The following is an 18,111-nucleotide window of genomic DNA, read 5'->3' on the forward strand; positions in this document are numbered from 1 at the left end:
TCCCCTCGCGCCATTGTCGTGCTTGTCGGTGCATCGAAGCCCACTGGGGATCCTGCCGCTTAAGGCAGTTTCATCTGTGGAGCCGAAAATATGAGTACCTATGTCATCGTCGAAGAGCTGGGCGACTGGCCCTGTCCTGCCGATTATCTGCTGACCGCCCGCACCTATCTGCAACATGGCGTACCGACCACCGGCGGCCGACCCCGCATCATCAACCTCTGCCGCAATCTGGAACACCTGAGCGCAGGCTACTACTGCTCACTGCTGGCCCAGGCCCGCGGCCACCACTGCCTGCCTGGCCTGCAAGCCATCAGCCGACTGCAACCTCAGCAGCCACCGGCCAAACTGTGGCGCAAGGCACAAGGGTGGCTGGCCCAGCAGAGCGAGGATCGGATTAGGGTGCGCGCCATCTTCGGCCAGTGTGAACAGAGCGAGCTGGCGGGGCTGGCCCGTTACTACTACGGCCTGAGCCAGCTGCCGCTGCAGGAGCTGACCCTGAAACGCGGCCGTCACGGCTGGTCGGTACGCCAGCAGCAGAGCCTGTCGCCGCTGGAGCTGAGCCCAAGCGAGAAAGAGTTAATGCTGCACCACGCTCAGGCACTGGTGGGGACCGGTGACGAGGAGCAGGCGGCGCCGCTCTACCAGCTCGCTATTCTGGTGGATCCCGATGACGGCCGAGCCAGCAGTGATGGGCTGGCGCTGGAGCGCTTTATCCGGGCAGCTGCCGCCCAGGGGATCCGGGCCGAGATCCTGCCCCCCTCCGCCATCGAGCGGCTGCCGGAATTCGACACCCTCTGGCTGCGCGCCGAAACCGCGGTCGGCCACTACACCTTCGAGTTTGCCCGCCGCGCCGAGCAGCTCAAGATGCCGGTGATCGACAGCTCCCGCGCCATCCTGGCCTGCAGCAACAAACTCTACCTCTACGAGTTGATGGTGCGCAGCGGCGTGCCCATGCCGCCGACCATGGTGGTGACCCGCCGCGGCCGCCATCATGTGGATGAGCTGGTACAGCGGCTCGGCCTGCCGCTGATGGTGAAGGTGCCCGATGGGGCGCAGGGGCGCGATCTCGCCATGGCCAGCGACGAGCAGCAGCTGGCTCGCCTGCTGGACGAGGGGCTGGCCCGCTCCGCCCTGCTGCTGGTGCAGAGCCGGATCCCCGCCGAATTTGACTGGCGCATCGGCTTTCTCGACGGCTCGCCGCTGTTTGCCTGCCGCCGCTACCGGCCCGAGCCAGGCAATCGCATTCGCCGCCGCCAACACCCCCTCGACATGAGCCGCATCGAAGCGCTGCCGCTGGCCGAGGTACCGGAGCGGGTGTTGCAGACCGCCCGCCGTGCCGTGCATCAACTTGGCAATGGCCTCTACGGGCTCGATTTGCGCCAGCAGGGGCGTGACTGCGTGTTGCTGGAGATCGTCGACAACCCCTGGATCCGCGGCGATATCGAAGACAAGGAGGCGCAGGACCTCTACGAACGGCTGGCCCGCGCCTTTCGCCAGCGGCTGGAAAACCGGGGCCAGACAAACTCATAACCGCCATGACCTCTTAGCCCACAATGACAAAGAGGGCCCCGCGATGGGGCCCTCTCTCATATCAAAGCGTGCTGTTGCTAACTTATTGCAGACGCAGGAAACGCCCGCTCAAGGGCGGTATCTCCACCGTCACGCTGCTGCCGCCGATAGCCAGACTCTCGCCGCTCTGCAGATCCACCAGCGCACTGCCGCTGCGCAGTTTGCCCGCCGGCAGGTTGTAGCTGAGTGCCGTGGTGGAGAGGTTGAGCAGATAGACCACTTGCTCCCCCGCCGTCTGCTTGATGTCGCCATAGAGGCTGCCATCGGCCACCAGTTTGACTCGCTCCCCCTGATAGAGGGCGGGGTGCGCGGCGCGCATCGCCAGCAGTTGGGCCAGCCACTCTTTCAGCTCTGCCTGTTCGGCACTGGCAACAAAACCGGTAACAGCGGGCACCTTGCCATCGCTGCGGGCCACATGATCGTCGCACAAGCCCTGCGCCGCACAGTCGCCGCTGACCTTGGCAGCAAAACCCGGCACCTCGTCGCCAAACTCCTCGCCATAGTAGAAGGTGATGGGGCCGGAGCGGGCAGCGAGGAAGCCGAAGGCCGCCTTGTGGCGCTGCCAGTAGTCTGCCTGATTGAAGTTGCCGCGCTCCAGCAGATCGCCGAAACGCACCAGATCGTGGTTACCCAGCATCAGGTTTGGCATGGCGTGGTCGGGGTAGTTCTCCACCTTGTTCCAGCTGGCATCAAGCACGCTGGCCCCCTGGCCGCCCTTGCCGGACTCCTCCACCGCCAGCGCCTGCACGATGCCGTAACGCAGCGGGAAGTCGAACGCCGAGGCGAGCGCCGGATTGTCGCTGCTGCCGTAAGCTTGGGCGCGAATGTCGTCAGCCCCCTTCCATACCTCGCCCACCATGTAGCCGAGTGTGCCCCACTGCTGACCGGCTGCCTTGCGCGCTGCACTGACCTGCTCCACCTCACTGCGAATGGCGCGCCAATCATCCAGCCCCAACTGATAGGCCTGATCGAGGCGCCAGCCGTCGATGCCGAACTGCTCGACCCAGTAACGGGCCACCTCCTTGAAGTAGGCGAGGCTCTCCGGCCTGCTGTAATCCACCAGCTGGCCGGGATAACCGGCACCGCCGCTGGTGAGTTCTGGCAGACGCCCCTCTGGCGAGGGCTTGCTCACCCCTACCTTGTTGACGTGACCAAACACCCCGTCGAGGAAGACATAGAGGCCGCGCTGGTGCGCCGCATCCACCAGCTGTTTGAGCTTGGCATTGCTGCCAAAGTTGGGGTCCACGGTGAAAAAGTCACAAGCGAAGTAGCCGGTGGCATCGAGCTTGTTATCGCCGCCTTGCCCCGCGCAGGAGTCGAACACCGGGGTGAGCCAGATAGCGTTGACGTTGAGACTCTTGATGTGATCGAGACTGTCGATGATCCCCTGCAGATCACCGTTGTGCTGGGAGGGGCCATAGCCGACGCCGTAGTTGGCACTGCCGTCACCATCGGCAAACGACTCCACCATTACCTGATAGATGCGCAGGTTGCAGGCGGGTTGATCGTCGCCATAGCAGGCACGACTGGCCGTGGCGACCGGAGGGTGGGTGACCGGCGGATTGACGACGGGGGGAGAGCTCTCCCCGCCTGAACTACCACCGCCGCCGCAAGCCGCAAGTAACAGGGCGGCCCCGAGCAGGCCGCCATAGCGTAACGTTCCCTGTTTCATTGTTATGTTCCCGCTGTGAGAGCAGGCGTCTGATACGCCTGTTTTTCACCATGATAGCGATGCTCACACAGCGGTGTCTGTGACTGAAAACGTTATCTGACTCAACTGGTTAGAGCACACCCGTCGAGGCAAAACGGTCGTTGACCGAGAGCCAGCAACCAGTCGGCCGGCAGGGCGATGTCGTTGGCCCAGCGACCGCCGGTATTGCGGCGATCCGGGTTGGATAACGTCTTCATGCCGCTGTTTTGCCGCAGGCTGAAGTTGTCCATGATGTGGTCGATGTCGTTGTCCCACAGGGTCACCTCTAGGATGCTGGCGGGACGGGTTGCCACTACCACAACAGGACCCATATGTCACACCCCATCCTGACCGGCTGCACCGTGACAGGCGCGCTCACCGGCCAGCAGGGCAAGGGGGGGCGCATATGACAAGCCATACATTTTCCTTATGTATGTGTTTGTTTTGTTATTTTCATTCAACTAATCAAACCTTTCAGCAAGAGAAAGGTTTGCCATCAGGCCGCAAAAAAGGCCTGCGGCGCGAAAGCGGCAAGCCTCTGTCAGGTGAAGCGAAAGCAAGTTGACAATCTGTTGCGCAGGTTTTACCCAAGTGGGTTCAGAAAGGCAAACGACCAAACATGCCAGTCACAGGGACCTGGCGTTGGTTCACAAAAAATGGGGGTTAGCGGAAGGCTTCATGCTCATCGATGGGGGAGATCAGGTGATAGACCTCGTGGGCTGACAGAGTACAACCGACGGGCCACTCCAACTGGTGGTGACGGTTGATGAAGACCCTGGCACAGTGACGCTCGCCCTCCAGCTTTGCAAACAACGGCTGGGCTCGCCAAGGGGTCAGATCCAGCACGCCCGTGGTGCCATCCGATAACACCAGAAACAGGCGCCATCCCCGCACATACTCGACATCGATAAAGACCGGCATCCCTTCGGCTCCGATTGAGATAATTCTCGGCAATTATAAACACCCGCCCCCCCCATCCATACACGCTGTGGCTCACATTTTACCCAGCAGATTATGCTGTGCTCATTAACAGCGCGACATCACATTTTTAGATGATAAATGTGTTAATGTTGACTTTTAACGAAATTTAATGTAACCTTATAAGATTTTATCTGTCATAACCTCACAACAAGTAAAAAACGTGTGTAGACAGACGTTTACAGTCTCATTCAGGAACACACATGACAGTTCTCAAACAGCGATTCGGCCCGTTTTGGCCCTTCGCCGTCTTCTGCGCGCTCGCGCTTTTTTCTCTCTCTTTCAGCCGCATCGCCCTCGGTCTCTGGCAACTGGAGCGGGTGGATGCCGTGGCCGGTTGGCAGGAGATGCTACTGCAAGGGATCCGGGTCGATTTTGCCACCCTCTGCTGGGTCTGGGGCGTCCCCGCCATGCTCACCCTGCTGCTGGCAGGCCCCCACGCCATCGGCCGTGGCTGGATGCAACTGATGCGGGTGTGGCTAACCGTCGGCCTCTGGCTGATGCTGTTCCTCGAGATCTCCACCCCCTCTTTCATCACCGAGTATGGCGTACGCCCTAATCGCCTCTATGTGGAGTACCTTATCTATCCGAAAGAGGTGTTTGCCATGTTGTGGGCGGGGCGCAAGGCAGAGCTGCTGCTTGCTATGGTCTTCAGTGGCGCCGTGCTGGCCGGTGGCTGGTGGTTGAGCAGCCGTCTGGTGCATGGCCTCAGCTTCCCCCGCTGGTATCTGCGTCCGGCGTTTGCCCTGCTCATTCTGGCCATAGGTTTTCTCGGTGCCCGCTCCAGTCTCGGCCACCGCGCCCTCAATCCGGCCATGGTCGCCTTTGCCGAGGATCCCCTGGTCAATGCCCTGACGGTAAACTCTGGTTACTCCCTCTTCTTCGCCATCAAACAGATGGATGCCGAGGAAAATGCCAGCCAGTTTTACGGCAAGATGGCCGACCAGAAAGTGATCGATATTGTACGTCAGGAGAGTGGACGGGCCCCCCATGAGTTCAGTTCGGACACGCAGCCCAGCCAAACCTTCAACGAAGCGAGCTTCAAGGGCAAGCCGAAGAATCTGGTGATCCTGCTGCAGGAGAGTCTGGGCGCCCAGTTTGTCGGCTCCCTCGGCGGCCTGCCGCTCACACCCAATATTGACGCCCTCTCCCAAGAAGGGTGGGCATTTGATCGGCTCTATGCCACCGGCACCCGCTCGGTACGCGGCATCGAGGCGGTGCTGACCGGCTTCACGCCGACCCCGGCCCAGGCGGTGGTCAAACTCGGCAAGAGCCAGACCAACTTCTTCACCATCGCGGATCTGCTCAAGCAGCGGGGTTACGACACCAGCTTTATCTATGGCGGCGAGAGCCACTTCGACAACATGCGCAGCTTCTTCCTCGGCAATGGCTTCAGCACCATCGTCGAACAGAAGGACTTCAAGAACCCGGTGTTCGAGGGATCATGGGGCGCTTCCGACGAAGATCTGATGGCCAAGGCCGACGAGACCTTCAAGGCGCTGCATAAAGAGGGTAAACCCTTCTTCAGTCTGGTGTTCAGCTCCAGCAACCACGATCCGTTCGAGTTTCCCGACGATCGCATCGCCCTCTATGAACAGCCCAAGCAAACCCGCAACAACGCGGCCAAGTATGCGGATTACGCCATCGGCGAGTTTTTCAAGAAGGCGAAGCAGTCGGATTACTGGAAGGACACCCTGTTCCTGGTCATCGCCGACCACGACAGCCGGGTCGGAGGCGCCAGTCTGGTGCCCATCCCCCGCTTCCATATTCCGGGGGTTATCGTGGGCGATGGCATAACGCCGAAGAAGGACACGCGTATCGTCAGTCAGATCGACATGGCGCCGACCCTGCTCTCCCTGATGGGGATCAGCGCCGACTACCCTATGCTCGGCAAGGATCTGACCCGCATGCCCGCCGACTGGCCGGGGCGCGCCATCATGCAATACGACAAGAACTTCGCCCTGATGCGCGGCAAGGATGTGGTGATCCTGCAACCGGAGCGCGAGACGGAGGGCTATGTCTACGATGATGCCAGCGAGAAACTGACCCCGGCTGCGCAGCCGGACACCTTGAAGGAGGATGCGCTTGGTCTTGCCCTGTGGGGCAGCATGGCCTATCAGAAGAGTCTCTATCAGACGGCCAAGGATGAACGCACCGCAACCAATTGAGCCACCCGTGCTGATTAGCAGAATAGAAAAAACCGCCAGCTGGCGGTTTTTTCCATCTATCCATACTGTCGGCCCACTGGCCGTTATCGCTGGGGAAAGCAGGGCAGGGAGCGGCTGAACTTGTGCTCGAATACCAGCGAGGTTTCGAGGTGCACCACCTCCTCGCGGGAGGTGAAGTGATCAAAAACGAAGTTGCGCAGGTGCTCGGTGTCGGAGACACACAGGTGCACCAGAAAATCATCCTTGCCCCCCATGTGGAACAGACTGATCACTTCGGGCAGCGCCAGAATGGCATCGCGGAAGGCATCGATGATCTGGCGGCTGTGGCGGGCCAGCTGCAGGGAGACCATGGCCTGAATGTGGCCACCGAGGGCCTGATAATCCACTTCGCAGTGCGCGCCCTTGAGCACACCATCCTGCTGCAGCTTGCGCACCCGCTCCAGACAGGTGGAGGGGGCAACGCCCACCAGCGCGGCCAGATCCTTGTTGGTCATGCCCGCATCCCGAAACAGATGGGCCAGGATATCCAAATCCAGTTGATCCAGGTTTCTCATCTTAACTCCTTGAACCGCTCAATTTTTTAGACTCTGCCCGTAAACCGGGGCAAACACAACGGCCATTGACATCTCCCCTACCCCGGCACCCAGCAGGTGCCGCTGACCCTGGCACTCGATCAACTGCGGTTGGCCGGTGCCCACGGGGTGGTGACCCTGATGGCGAGCGCCGAGCTGACCCGGCTCGAACTGACGCCGCTCGGCCAGCAGGTCGAGCACGAAGGGATGCGCTGGTTCCATCTGCCCATCGAAGATGATCTGGCCCCCGATGCCACCTTCGAAGCCGCCTGGCAACAAGCGCTACCGCAGCTGCGCGAGCTGCTGGGGGATGGCAAGCCTCTGGTCATCCATTGCAAAGGGGGGAGCGGCCGCACCGGTCTGGTCGCCGCCGCGCTGCTGATGACACTCGGCCAGTCGCAGCAAGAGGCGATGGCCGCCATCAAGGCGCACAGACCCAAGGCGTTCACGTTGGCCTGCCACCGCCTGTGGCTCGACCAGCTGGCCGAACGGCTGGCGCAGGGAGCAGGGAGGTTGACTACCTCCCCCCTTGGTCGTAGGTGAAGACCTTGCCGATATCCTCGAGCCGATAGCTGGTGAGCTGATAGACGTAGTAGTTGAGCCAGTTGGCAAACAGCAGGTGGCCGTGGCTGCGCCAGCTGGCGCGTGGCGTCAGGCCCGGATCGTTATTCGGGTAGTAGTTGACCGGAATGGCCGGGGCGAGCCCCGCGGCCAGATCCCGCTGATACTCCCCATCGAGCGTCAGGGCATCGTACTCCGGGTGGCCAGTGACAAACACCTGACGGCAATCCTTGGTCGCCGCCAGATAGACTCCCGCCTCTTCTGACTCGGCAAAAATCTGCAGGTCGGTGTGAGCACGAATAAGGTCGCCATCAAACGCCGCATAGCGGGAGTGGGGGGCAACAAACTCGTCATCGAAACCACGCAGCAGCGGTTCGTGCTCATCGAGGCGATGATGATGGTACACACCGGAGAGTTTCTCGCCCCGGGTCTGCTTCTCCATGCCGTAGAGCGCCTTGAGCGCCGCCTGCACAGCCCAGCAGAGGAACAGGGTGGAGGTGACATGCTGATGGGACCACTGGATGATCTCGACGATGCGCGGCCAGTAGACCACCTCCTCGAACTCCACCAGCCCGAGCGGCGCTCCGGTGATGATCATGCCGTCGTAGTTGTTGCCACGCACCTGCTCGAAGTCGTGATAGAAGTTCTCGAGGTGGGCCTGCGGCGTGTTCTTTGACTCCCTGTCATCGATGCGCAGCAGATCCACATCCACCTGCAGCGGCGAGTTGGAGAGCATCCGCATCAGCTGGATCTCGGTCTCAATCTTCTTTGGCATCAGGTTGAGGATCAACACCCGCAGCGGGCGGATGTTCTGGGTGACGGCCCGGGATTCCGTCATCACGAAGATGTTCTCCTGCCCCAGCACTTCGGCGGCGGGTAACTGATCCGGGATCTTGATCGGCATGCTTACTCCCTGTACTGCATCGGTAAATATGTCTGGACATCCAGAAGCCTATAATAAAGCTCCCGCCCTGTCATCAGATACCTTTTGTATTCACCCCCGCCTTTGACTAGCATACGGCTCAGTGTCTCTCCTGCTTCCAAGATAATGACCGGTATCAAGATTTCCGTAGATCGACTGCAAGTCGGCAATTATGTATCCCTGCCACTGGGGTGGCGCGAACACCCATTCCTGTTTTCCAGCTTCAAGATCAAAAGTGAAGAAGAGATCGAGCTGATCCGCCGTCTCGGCCTGAAACTGGTCACCATCATTCCCGACAAGAGCGACGCCCCGCCCAAGCCCCTCAATCAGGTACAGCCTCAGCCACAAGAGAGCTCAGACGCCGCCCAGCGCCAGGCACAGATGCAGCAGGAGAAAAATCGCCGCATCGAGCAGTTGCAACAGTACCGCCGCGATCTGCAGCAGTGTGAGAAGCAGTTTCAGCAGTCGCTGGCGCAGGTGCGCAGCGTGATGAGCAAGATCCAGTCCCACCCCCTCAATGCCATCGGCGAGGCGCAGGAGCTGGTCAACGCCATGACCGAGCAGTTGCTCTCGGTGGACGAGATGGTGCTCCATCTGGTCTCCGACAGGGAGGATGGCAACAACCTCTACTTCCACTCCCTCAATGTCAGCGTGCTCAGCATGCTGCTGGCCAAGGAGTGCAAGATGTCGGCCGACCAGATCCGTCAGATCGGCATGGGGGCGCTGTTCCACGACATCGGCAAACTGAAGATCCCGAGCCAGATCCTGCGCAAGACCGAGCCCCTCACCAGGCCGGAGCAAAACCTGATGGCCCAGCATCCGCGCTACGGTCTCGACCTGCTCAATCTGGCCAAGGATTTCCCGGCCGAGGCAAAAGGGATCGTGCTGCATCACCACGAATATCTCGATGGCAGCGGGCCGGAAGGGCTCAAGGGTGGTCAGCTCGATCCACAGACCCAGATGGTGTCGATGATCAACGAATACGATAACCTCTGCCACATGCAGGCCAAGGTGCCCTACTCGGCCCTGAGCGGCCTCTACAAGCAGCGCAAGGCGCAGTTCAATCCGGAGTACCTCAGCATGCTGATCCGGTTGATGGGGATCTACCCGCCCGGCAGCGTGGTGCAACTCTCCAGCGGTCAGGTCGGGCTGGTGATGTCGGTCAACGCTTCCCGCCTGCTCTACCCCTCGGTGCTGGTCTACGATCCGCGCATTCCCCGTCAGGAAGCCGCCATCATCGACCTGCAGCAAGCCGAACTGTCGATCGCCAAGGTGATCCACCCCAAACGGCTGCCGCCCGCCGTGTTTGAGTATCTCAATCCACGTACCCGGATCAGCTACTACTTCGAACACAACAAAGCCTGATTGTCCTGGCCCGAGGCCAACCGTTGTCATCCGTTTAACCCAAGGAGCCCGCCATGCGTATCGAGATCATCAGTACCGGAGACGAAATAGTGACGGGTCTGGTGGTGGATACCAACGCGGCCTGGCTCAGCGCTCTGCTGCTGGAACAGGGGTGGCAGGTGCGCCGTCGCCTGACGGTGGGGGACAACCTCGTCGACCTGAAAGCCGTGCTGCAAGAGAGTGCCAGCCGCGCCGAGGTGGTGCTGGTGTGTGGGGGGCTCGGGCCCACCGCCGACGATCTCACCGCTCTGGCCGCCGCCGAGGCCTTTGACCAGCCGCTCACCCTCTTCCCCGACTGGCTCGCCACCATCACGGCCCGCTACGCCAGCCGTGGCCGCCCGATGGCACAAAGCAATGCCAAACAAGCCTGGTTGCCGCAGGGGTGCGAGATCCTCGACAACCCGGTCGGCACCGCCTGCGGCTTTGTGGTGCGAAGTGGCCAGAGCCAGATCTTCTTCACCCCGGGCGTACCGTTCGAGTTCAAGCAGATGGTGCGCGAGCAGATTCTGCCACGCCTCAAACAGCTGGCCGGGGCACAGATCGATACCGAGCTGCGTCGCTTTTACACCTTCGGCGTCTCGGAATCTGCCCTCAGCGACCTGCTGGATGCCGCCCCCTGGCCCACCGGCATCGAACTCGGTTACCGCTCCGCCATGCCGCTTATTGAACTGAAGCTGATCGGCCACGGCGCCAGCGCCGCTGACATGAAGAACGCCAAGAAAAGGCTGCTGAGCACGATCCGCCCCTGGCTGGTTGGCAGCGGAGATACGGAACCGGCGCAGCAGATCCTCGCGCTGCTGCAAGGCAAGCCGCTGGCTCTGCTGGAGGGGGAGAGTGGTGGCGCGCTGCTGGCGCTTTGTCACGGCCATCCCCGGCTGGAAGCCCGCTTCAGCGCGCAACTGGCAGATGAGCTGGCGCAGTTGCCGACTGCCGATACGGGCCTGCAACTGACCATAGGGCGAGAAGGGGCAGAGGGTGTGCCACTGCAGCTTAGCGCCGATGGCAAGCACATCGGTCAGACGGTCAAGGTCAGCCATCCAGACCCGGAGAGCCGCCGCAAGATCCTCGCCTTTGCCGCGCTCGACATGCTGCGCCGCCACCTGTTGGGTGAGCAGGCGCTCGGCGATTACCTCACGCTGGACAGAACGACACAACGCGGCGGTTAACCACAATCCCTCACCCGGCCAGTGCAGGCCATGCCGCTGGCTGATATATCCGGTCACTCTCCGGCATCCCTCTTGGCTTCATCGCCGAACAGAACACCATTTATACGACCACTATTTATCCGTCTCTTGTCACCGATCCGACCTCAATCCATTGACCATTCGGAGGAGATATCTGAATACTGCCCACTCTCAGGATTGACCACTCGCTTTATTACTCATTGAGAGATTAAATGACACTAGAGGAGCGAGCCGCTCGTTACGTTCTCATCCAGCAAGGAGATGCGGTGTTAAGCAAAGCGTGGCTGCTGCTATCAAGCGATATGGAACTGGTCTGCCTGCGGATTGCCGCCGGTCTCACCAAACCAGTCACGGAACAGGATGTGCAAGCGTTGCTCCTCGCTTCCAACTGTCGCCGCTATCAGCCCCTGCCCGAGGGGATCAAACAGGCCATCAGTCTGCTCAATACCCTGCTCACCAACCCTGCCGCCCCCGTGCCTGCCCATCCGATCCCTGTCGGCAAACGTCATGATGCCAGAGTCACCATTGTGGTGGAAAAGGACCAAATGAGCGCCAACGCCCAGATCACTGCCGACTGGGGTGGCAAGTACATTACTCTGGAACAGCTCCAAGAGGCGATCGGCCAGAGTGAAATCAAACAGGGTGTGAGCGAGCCCCTGCTCACTGCCGCCATCCAGTCAGCCAGGGAGGCCGCCCCCGGCAGCCAGCTCAAGCTGGTGATTGCCTGCGGCCAACCTGCCGTCAATGGCCAGGATACCCGCTATGAGCGGCTGGTGGAGACACCGGCCGAGCGGATCCTCAAACCGCAGGAGCTCGGTCATGGCAAAGTCGATCTGCGGGATCTCGGCTCCATCGTCACCGTCAAGGCCGGTGCTCCGCTGATGCGCCGTCATCCGGCCACCGTCGGGGTACCCGGTTTTACCGTGACCGGTCAGGAGTTGCCCGCCAAGGATGGCAAAGACAGCCCGATGAGTGCTGGCGAGGGCACCTTCATCTCCCCCGACGATCCCGATCTGTTGATCGCCGGTCGGGCTGGCCTGCCCTGTCAGGAGAAAGCGGGCATGAAGGTGGACGAGGTGCTCAGCGTCAAACAGGTGGATGCCCGCCACGGCCACATCACTTTTGAAGGGGGACTGATCGTCAATGGCGACGTCAACCCGGGCATGAGGGTGCGGGTCAGCGGCGATATCGTCATTGGTGGCTTTATCGAAGGGGGCGTGATCGAAGCCGGCGGCAGCATCACGGTTCGCCACGGCATCATAGGCCGCCGCAACGAGCAGGGGGAGTACCTCTGTCAGCTCTATGCCCAGGGGGAGATCCACGCCAGCTACGCCCAGTATGCCCAGCTGGAAGCGGGGGGGGATATCCAGATCCAGAGTCAGCTCAGTCACTGCTATAGCCGCAGCGGGCAGGATATCAAGGTGGGTGACAGCAACATGCGCAAAGGCACTCTGCTGGGTGGCACCAGCATTGCCAATCGCCTGATCATGGCCCCCAGCCTGGGGGCCGAGGCCGCCAACCATACCCGGCTGCAGATCCTCGGCGGCTACTTCACCCACAAGGAGCAGGAACACCAGCTCAAGCTGCGCCAACAGGCGTGTCAGGGCCAGCTGGAGAAAATCAAGGAGCTGGTCATGAAGTTGCTGCAACTGCCCGGCGACAAGCGTAATCCGGATACCCTGCGCAAGCTCAAACCGATCCGGGACCATCAGCTAGCCGAGCTGGCCCAGCTCGATGAGCAGCTCACCGCCAACCAGGAGGAGCTGCGAAACTTGATGGCTCAGATGGAGGTCATTGCCACCCAGCATCTGTTCTCCGGCATCGAGGTCGAGATGGCCAGCTTCAAACGCAAGGTTACCATCACCCGTGGCCCCACCCGTCTGACTATTCACGATGAGCAGCTGGAGATGACCCCTTACGAGGGGCACAAATAGGTCAACATGGACGGAATCATCGCTGAACCGGCCGTGATCCCGCCGCCGATTTTCGCTACACTCGCCACTTCCTTGGCCCCACCGGGCGGGCCAGCCAGACTCAGGTAGTGAAAGATGTACAAGCTGATCGCATTGGATATGGATGGCACCCTGCTCAACCCGCAGGGCCAGATTACTCCCCGCACCCACGCCGCCATCACGGCCGCCCGCGCCAAAGGAGTCACCGTAGTGCTGGCCTCAGGCCGCCCGTTGGAAGGGATGAGCCGCTATCTGGAAGAGCTCGGCCTCACCACAGAACATGATTACGTCATCTGCTACAACGGCGCGCTAGTGCAACAGGTAGCCGATCAGCGTATCATCCGCAGCCAGCTGCTGACCGGCAGTGACGCCAGCGCCGTCGCCAAACTGGCTGACGAGCTGGAGGTGAACGTCCACGGTTTCTCGGTCACCCGTGGCCTGATTAGCCCCCGCGTCAGTACCTACACCGAGCACGAATCCCGCCTGATCGGCATGCCGATCAATCTGATCGACTTCGCTACCCTGCCTGCCGACGAGCAGATCATGAAGGTGATGATGATCGACGAGCCACCCCAGCTCTCCCGCGCCATCGAGCGACTGCCTGCAGCGCTCTATGAGCGCTATACCGTGGTCCAGAGCGCCCCCTTCTTCCTCGAGTTCATGAACAAACAGAGCAACAAGGGGACCGGCGTCGCTGCGCTGGCCGAACACCTGGGCCTGACTGCCGAGCAGGTGATTTGTGTCGGGGATGCGGGCAACGATCGTCACATGATCGAGTATGCAGGTCTCGGGGTTGCGATGGGCAATGCCACCGACGAGATCAAGGATCTCGCCCAGCACACCACAGCCCGCAACGATGAAGATGGTGTGGCCCAGGTGATCGAGCAGTTCGTGCTGAACACCTGATCGTAATCGAGCGCCACTGCGCCCGATAAGGAAATGAAAACGGGGAGGCTGTCAGTCTCCCCGTTTTTTTCTGGTTAGTTATCTGCGTGATGAGATCACTGGTTCGCCAGACACTGGGTATGGGAACCCGGTTGCAGGTAAGGCATCAGCAGGGGTGCCATCCCCTTGAGCACCTGCACCGGCAGCGCCGAGGTGAAGCGGAACTTGTCGGACTGGCTGCCCGGTACATAGGCGGTCAGGGTACCGAAGTGATCATCACCCAGATAAAAAACGAAGGTCGCGGTACGGTTGCGCGCCAGCGAGCTGGTCACGTTGCCATAACGACCGACGGTCTCGATGCGGTTATCCCCGGTCCCGGTCTTGCCCCCCATCGGCAGCACGGTGCCGTCCGGCAGGGTAAAGGCACCGGCGATACGTCTTGCCGTGCCCCCTTCAACAACCTTGGATAGCGCATTGCGCAGGGCTGCCGCCACCTCTGCCGGCATCACCCGGGTTCCCTCGGAGTGCTGCGGCTCAAACTCGGTCTCGAAGGGCGTCCCCTTTGCAAACGAAAGGTGCTCGATACGCAAGGTCGGCGAACGGACACCACCACTCTGGATAATCCCCATCAGCTCAGCCAACGCGGCCGGGCGATCACCGGAGCTGCCCAAGGCGCTCGCCAGGGAAGGTACCAGATGATCGAACGGATAACCCAGCTTGGCCCAGCGCTGATGGATGTCGAGGAACGCTTCAACCTCCAGCATGGTGCGGATCCGGCTGTCACGGGCGCTGCGATGACGGGTCTTGAACAGCCAGCTGTAGACTTCCTGCCGCTCATCACGACTGGCCGCTACCGCGTCGGCAAAGGTCGCCTTGTCGAACTCCTTGAGATAGGCCAGCAGCCACAGCTCCAGCGGGTGCACCCGGGCAATATAGCCCTGATCCGGCAGAGAATACTTGCCCGGGCCATAGCTGACATAGAGCTGGTTGATCCGCTTCGCACTCAGCTTCTCTCGCGGCAACCGCTCCGCCAGGAAGGCAGCAAATGTCGCTTCGTCGGCTTCCGGCATCAGATAGCGGTGAACCGCCGCCAGACGTACCGCGCTCGGTTTGAGGCCGTCGAGGAAGGTATCGAGCTGCTCTTCGGAGGTCTTGCCCCGATATTTGCGCCAGAAGCGCAGCAGATAGGTCTGCCCCTCTTTGTCGGCAAATTTGACCAGATACTCCTGACGGCGGGGATCCTTGTCATCCTTGAGCAACTGGGCACGATTCCCCTCCTTGTAGAGGCTATAGCGCACGATATCCCGCATCAGCCGCACAAAGGGCAGGTTGATGGACTCACGCAGAGAGTCACGCAACGTCGGAATACGCCCGTTATCCTCACGGCGGAAGTTGTTGAAAGTATGCATACCGCCACCGGTAAAGAACCCCTCGTTGGGGCTGGCGGAGTATTTGCGATCCAGCGCAGTTTCCAGCATCACCGGCAAGCTCTTGTCCTGAGCCGTCATCAGATAGGAGATGGCCCAGCGGCTAAGGTTGTCCTGAGAGACGGCCACCAACTTGCGCAGATTCTCGACCGGCATCCCGGCATAGTTGTCGTGCAGCTCGGCCACAATCTCCAGATAGGTGGTCAGCACCCGCAACTTGGCCGTTGAGCCCAGCTCCAGCTTGGAGCCTTCATTGATATCAAAGGGCTGATCGGTGTTGTCGGTCTGCACCCGCACCTTGAAACCTTCCGGCGACTTCTCGAACAGGGTGAAGCTGTAGCGCACATCGCCGGTCTTCTCCGGCGAGAGCAAACGCTCGCCAAACAGGCCTACCTGGGCGGCAAACGCCGGATCGGCCAACTGCTGCAGATAACGGGATACTTCGTTCTGCAGCGGCATATTGAGGCTGGTATCGGCCGTCAGATCCATCCGGTCGAGGTCATAGAGCTGCACCCCGAGCTGACGGCTCAGGCGAGTACGGGCAACCTGTAACCCCTTGTTGTTGTTAACCTTGGTGACGGCAGGGGACTGCAGGAAGTCACGGAACGAGATCTTGGCCTTGAGCGCGGCCTCCATCAGGGGCGGCGTGATCATCCCCTCCTGCACAAACAGGCGCAGGTAGCTGTCGGTCAGGGTAGCCAATGCCTCTCGCCCCTGAGCCAGATAGTAGGAGGGGCGGCGGTGCGCAATCATCAAAGAGACCACCTGACGCAGGGCAAGCCCCTGTTCGGCCAGCGGTGCGTTCTGGTTGCGGGCGGGGTCCAGCAGACGGTTCACGTCATCGACATTTGCACCAAACCAGACCCAGAGACCATCTCCCAGACCATGGACTTCACCATATCCCGGCGCAGCCGAGAGCGGTACCGAGTTGAGGTAGGCCCAGGCGACCAGTTTGCGCGCTTCAAGGGTTTCCGGCCCGAGACGATAGGCCCGCACACTGGCAGAGGCCATCTGACGGATCTTCTCGGTCGGCGACAGGGTCAGGCCATCCGGCGAGTGGCGATACTTCTCCACCTGGGTCGCCAGGGTACTGCCACCGGCAGATTGATCCTGCATATCGAGCGCCTTGCCCACCTGGGAGAGCGCCGCCTTGGCAAAGCGGGGCCAGTCGACAGCCGGGTTGGCCAACGGCTCTTCGTTGCTCAACAGATCGCGGTTCTCGATAAAGAGCAACGACTGGATGATGAACGGTGGAATGGAGTCAAAATCCGGATAGTGATGGGTCGGATACTTGAATTGATAAAAAGGTTCTGCACGGCAGTCGTGCAGCGTCAGCCCTGCCTGCACCTTCTCGGTATAAGGGACGAAAAAGCCACGACTGGCATAGTCGTAGAGTGCATCGGAGAACCGAGCCTGCTTGCTGATTCCGTAACCGCGCTGCAACAGCCGCTCCTGCATCATCGGCAGTTGAACATAGCCAAGCCGCTTGTCGAACGGGCCATCCTCAGGGAAGGCGATCTGCTTACTCTGGCCCGGCTCAACCTGATAAGTGAGCTTGGCGGCGTAGCGGGAGATCTCCTGAGATTGCAGCGTCGAGGTTTTCATCTCATAGCCAACCAGAGCGATCCCCCCCCCCAGGCACAATAAAATGAGAAAACAGAACAACCAACGCCACCAGGGACGACGCTTGCGGTTTGGATTCCCGTCCGTGGTCTGGACAGATGAATTTTGAGATGCCACTTGTGTCAAATCCGTTTGTTTTGATGCGCCCATATCAGCCCCACCATGGTTGCGCAATTTATTGTATTTCACTCAAGCTTAGTCTTTTCAAGTCAATGGCTTGAAACTATTGACTGCTCTAATTGTGATGGTAACAGGGCAATTCTAAAAAGGGGAGCCGATTGTTGCAGGAGTGGCAGAGATCCGAGCTGATAACAAAACACCGGCCAATGGCCGGTGTCTCTTAGCGTGAAAGCTTAACCCTTACTTATGAGAGCTCATGCCCTTCAGTTTGGAGCTCAACTCTTTACGCTCTTTGGAGAGCTCGGCGTTCTTGATGATGTGATCATCCACGCGCTCTTCATAGTCGGTACGCATGTTAGCGATGATCGCCTGCACATCATCAATGCTCATGCCCGGCTTGATGTAGTCGCTCAGGTTATCGAGCAGCAGTACGCGCTTCTGGTTGTCACGGATCTTCTTCTCGTTATCCGCAATTTCACGCTTGAGTTTGTTCTGGCGACGGGACATACGCACATATTCCAGTACATCGCTGAAGGTGGACTTGTTTACTTGTTCCATATCGATACCACTGACTTAAGGTTGATAAAAACTGGCCAAGTTACACCTGGAACCCGGCAAACTCGGCGCGGGACAGGCAAACTCAAGATGTCATTACTCTACCGAGTTATAAGCGAGATACAACCCTAATCGCGCGCCATGAACAGAGTTTGGCCAAAAGTAAACCAGTAAAATGGTTGATAATCCGCCAGATAAGGCTTCGGAGGTGGTACGCAAGCTGGGACGCCAGGATGTGTTGGTGCGCTTGACGACCAGTCCACAGGCACGCAAGAAGTGGTCGCAACTGCCGGACACGGTGGAAGCCCGTTTGCTGACCCGCAACATCAACGGCAAGGAGCGTCAGGTGTTGACCTCGATGGTCGACCCGATGCGCTTCCCGGGGGCTGACATCGTCGAGCTCTACAGCCATCACAGGGATACACGGCGAGTCAGCTGAGTTTTCACATGGCGTCGGTGTACTTGATCCATGAACTGAGCTGCATGGCTAATAACATCATG

At 60.2% G+C, this 18,111-nt stretch carries 13 protein-coding genes and 2 pseudogenes; 8 read left to right on the top strand and 7 right to left on the bottom strand.

What is annotated here, in order from left to right; all coding sequences use genetic code 11:
- Nucleotides 1-90 precede the first annotated feature (90 nt).
- Entirely contained in the window at nt 91-1,530 is a 1,440-nt protein-coding gene (locus BN1125_RS09205) for a RimK family protein (RefSeq protein WP_042011959.1), read from the top strand.
- 82 nt (nt 1,531-1,612) lie between these two features.
- Here the strand turns inward: BN1125_RS09205 and BN1125_RS09210 are convergent, their stop codons facing one another.
- The 3 genes from BN1125_RS09210 to BN1125_RS09220 form a co-directional block, all read right to left on the bottom strand.
- Nucleotides 1,613-3,241, bottom strand: a complete 1,629-nt coding sequence (locus BN1125_RS09210) for an alpha-amylase family glycosyl hydrolase (RefSeq protein WP_042011961.1) — start codon at nt 3,239-3,241, stop codon at nt 1,613-1,615.
- A 101-nt stretch (nt 3,242-3,342) separates the two neighbouring features.
- A complete protein-coding gene (locus tag BN1125_RS09215; RefSeq protein ID WP_042011962.1) occupies nt 3,343-3,591 on the bottom strand; it encodes a hypothetical protein in 249 nt (82 codons plus the stop codon).
- 331 nt (nt 3,592-3,922) lie between these two features.
- Complete coding sequence (locus tag BN1125_RS09220) at nt 3,923-4,180, bottom strand: DUF2442 domain-containing protein (RefSeq protein WP_042011963.1); 258 nt, start codon at nt 4,178-4,180, stop codon at nt 3,923-3,925.
- Nucleotides 4,181-4,440: 260 nt separating this feature from the next.
- On the opposite strand from BN1125_RS09220, the gene BN1125_RS09225 reads away from it, so the two are divergent.
- On the top strand, nt 4,441-6,405 hold the full coding sequence (locus tag BN1125_RS09225; protein WP_042011964.1) for an LTA synthase family protein: 1,965 nt from the start codon (nt 4,441-4,443) through the stop codon (nt 6,403-6,405).
- Nucleotides 6,406-6,488: 83 nt separating this feature from the next.
- Here the strand turns inward: BN1125_RS09225 and BN1125_RS09230 are convergent, their stop codons facing one another.
- Nucleotides 6,489-6,959, bottom strand: coding sequence for an Lrp/AsnC family transcriptional regulator (locus BN1125_RS09230; RefSeq protein ID WP_042011965.1), 471 nt, complete (start codon nt 6,957-6,959; stop codon nt 6,489-6,491).
- Between the two features lie 75 nt (nt 6,960-7,034).
- Between BN1125_RS09230 and BN1125_RS09235 the strand changes: the two are divergent.
- Nucleotides 7,035-7,520: pseudogene (locus BN1125_RS09235) on the top strand (phosphatase domain-containing putative toxin); the annotation flags it as partial.
- Here the strand turns inward: BN1125_RS09235 and metA are convergent.
- Nucleotides 7,495-8,442: a homoserine O-acetyltransferase MetA gene (gene metA, locus BN1125_RS09240; protein WP_042011966.1), complete on the bottom strand. Its 948-nt coding sequence runs from the start codon at nt 8,440-8,442 to the stop codon at nt 7,495-7,497. The pseudogene BN1125_RS09235 and the gene metA overlap by 26 nt on opposite strands.
- A 144-nt stretch (nt 8,443-8,586) precedes the next feature.
- Here metA and BN1125_RS09245 point away from each other — a divergent pair, with 144 nt between their 5' ends.
- From BN1125_RS09245 to yidA, 4 genes are all read left to right on the top strand, one after another.
- Nucleotides 8,587-9,825, top strand: a complete 1,239-nt coding sequence (locus tag BN1125_RS09245; RefSeq protein WP_042011967.1) for a cyclic di-GMP phosphodiesterase — start codon at nt 8,587-8,589, stop codon at nt 9,823-9,825.
- A 53-nt stretch (nt 9,826-9,878) separates the two neighbouring features.
- Complete coding sequence (locus BN1125_RS09250; protein ID WP_042011968.1) at nt 9,879-11,030, top strand: CinA family nicotinamide mononucleotide deamidase-related protein; 1,152 nt, start codon at nt 9,879-9,881, stop codon at nt 11,028-11,030.
- Between the two features lie 284 nt (nt 11,031-11,314).
- Nucleotides 11,315-12,982 carry a DUF342 domain-containing protein gene (locus tag BN1125_RS09255; protein ID WP_042011970.1) on the top strand — a complete coding sequence of 556 codons (1,668 nt, stop codon included), beginning with the start codon at nt 11,315-11,317 and terminating at the stop codon, nt 12,980-12,982.
- Between the two features lie 114 nt (nt 12,983-13,096).
- Nucleotides 13,097-13,906 (top strand): sugar-phosphatase, encoded by an 810-nt coding sequence (yidA, locus tag BN1125_RS09260; RefSeq protein ID WP_042011972.1) that lies wholly within the window; start codon nt 13,097-13,099, stop codon nt 13,904-13,906.
- Between the two features lie 95 nt (nt 13,907-14,001).
- On the opposite strand, the gene BN1125_RS09265 is transcribed toward yidA, so the two are convergent.
- Both BN1125_RS09265 and tmaR read right to left on the bottom strand, forming a co-directional pair.
- A complete protein-coding gene (locus BN1125_RS09265) occupies nt 14,002-17,085 on the bottom strand; it encodes a transglycosylase domain-containing protein (protein WP_042011973.1) in 3,084 nt (1,027 codons plus the stop codon).
- Between the two features lie 210 nt (nt 17,086-17,295).
- Nucleotides 17,296-17,613: a PTS system regulator TmaR gene (gene tmaR / locus BN1125_RS09270; RefSeq protein WP_042011974.1), complete on the bottom strand. Its 318-nt coding sequence runs from the start codon at nt 17,611-17,613 to the stop codon at nt 17,296-17,298.
- A 202-nt stretch (nt 17,614-17,815) separates the two neighbouring features.
- On the opposite strand from tmaR, the pseudogene BN1125_RS09275 reads away from it, so the two are divergent.
- Nucleotides 17,816-18,111 (top strand): annotated as a pseudogene (locus tag BN1125_RS09275) (IS4 family transposase); the annotation flags it as partial.

Source organism: Aeromonas fluvialis, assembly GCF_000819885.1.
GTDB lineage: Bacteria > Pseudomonadota > Gammaproteobacteria > Enterobacterales > Aeromonadaceae > Aeromonas > Aeromonas fluvialis.

Bases quoted from the DNA above. Each gene is read 5' to 3' on its own strand.
- metA (WP_042011966.1), bottom strand. From the start codon at position 8,442: ATGCCGATCAAGATCCCGGATCAGTTACCCGCCGCCGAAGTGCTGGGG.
- BN1125_RS09215 (WP_042011962.1), bottom strand. From the start codon at position 3,591: ATGGGTCCTGTTGTGGTAGTGGCAACCCGTCCCGCCAGCATCCTAGAG.
- BN1125_RS09250 (WP_042011968.1), top strand. From the start codon at position 9,879: ATGCGTATCGAGATCATCAGTACCGGAGACGAAATAGTGACGGGTCTG.
- BN1125_RS09245 (WP_042011967.1), top strand. From the start codon at position 8,587: ATGACCGGTATCAAGATTTCCGTAGATCGACTGCAAGTCGGCAATTAT.
- BN1125_RS09225 (WP_042011964.1), top strand. From the start codon at position 4,441: ATGACAGTTCTCAAACAGCGATTCGGCCCGTTTTGGCCCTTCGCCGTC.
- BN1125_RS09205 (WP_042011959.1), top strand. From the start codon at position 91: ATGAGTACCTATGTCATCGTCGAAGAGCTGGGCGACTGGCCCTGTCCT.
- BN1125_RS09230 (WP_042011965.1), bottom strand. From the start codon at position 6,959: ATGAGAAACCTGGATCAACTGGATTTGGATATCCTGGCCCATCTGTTT.
- BN1125_RS09220 (WP_042011963.1), bottom strand. From the start codon at position 4,180: ATGCCGGTCTTTATCGATGTCGAGTATGTGCGGGGATGGCGCCTGTTT.
- tmaR (WP_042011974.1), bottom strand. From the start codon at position 17,613: ATGGAACAAGTAAACAAGTCCACCTTCAGCGATGTACTGGAATATGTG.
- BN1125_RS09210 (WP_042011961.1), bottom strand. From the start codon at position 3,241: ATGAAACAGGGAACGTTACGCTATGGCGGCCTGCTCGGGGCCGCCCTG.
- BN1125_RS09265 (WP_042011973.1), bottom strand. From the start codon at position 17,085: ATGGGCGCATCAAAACAAACGGATTTGACACAAGTGGCATCTCAAAAT.
- yidA (WP_042011972.1), top strand. From the start codon at position 13,097: ATGTACAAGCTGATCGCATTGGATATGGATGGCACCCTGCTCAACCCG.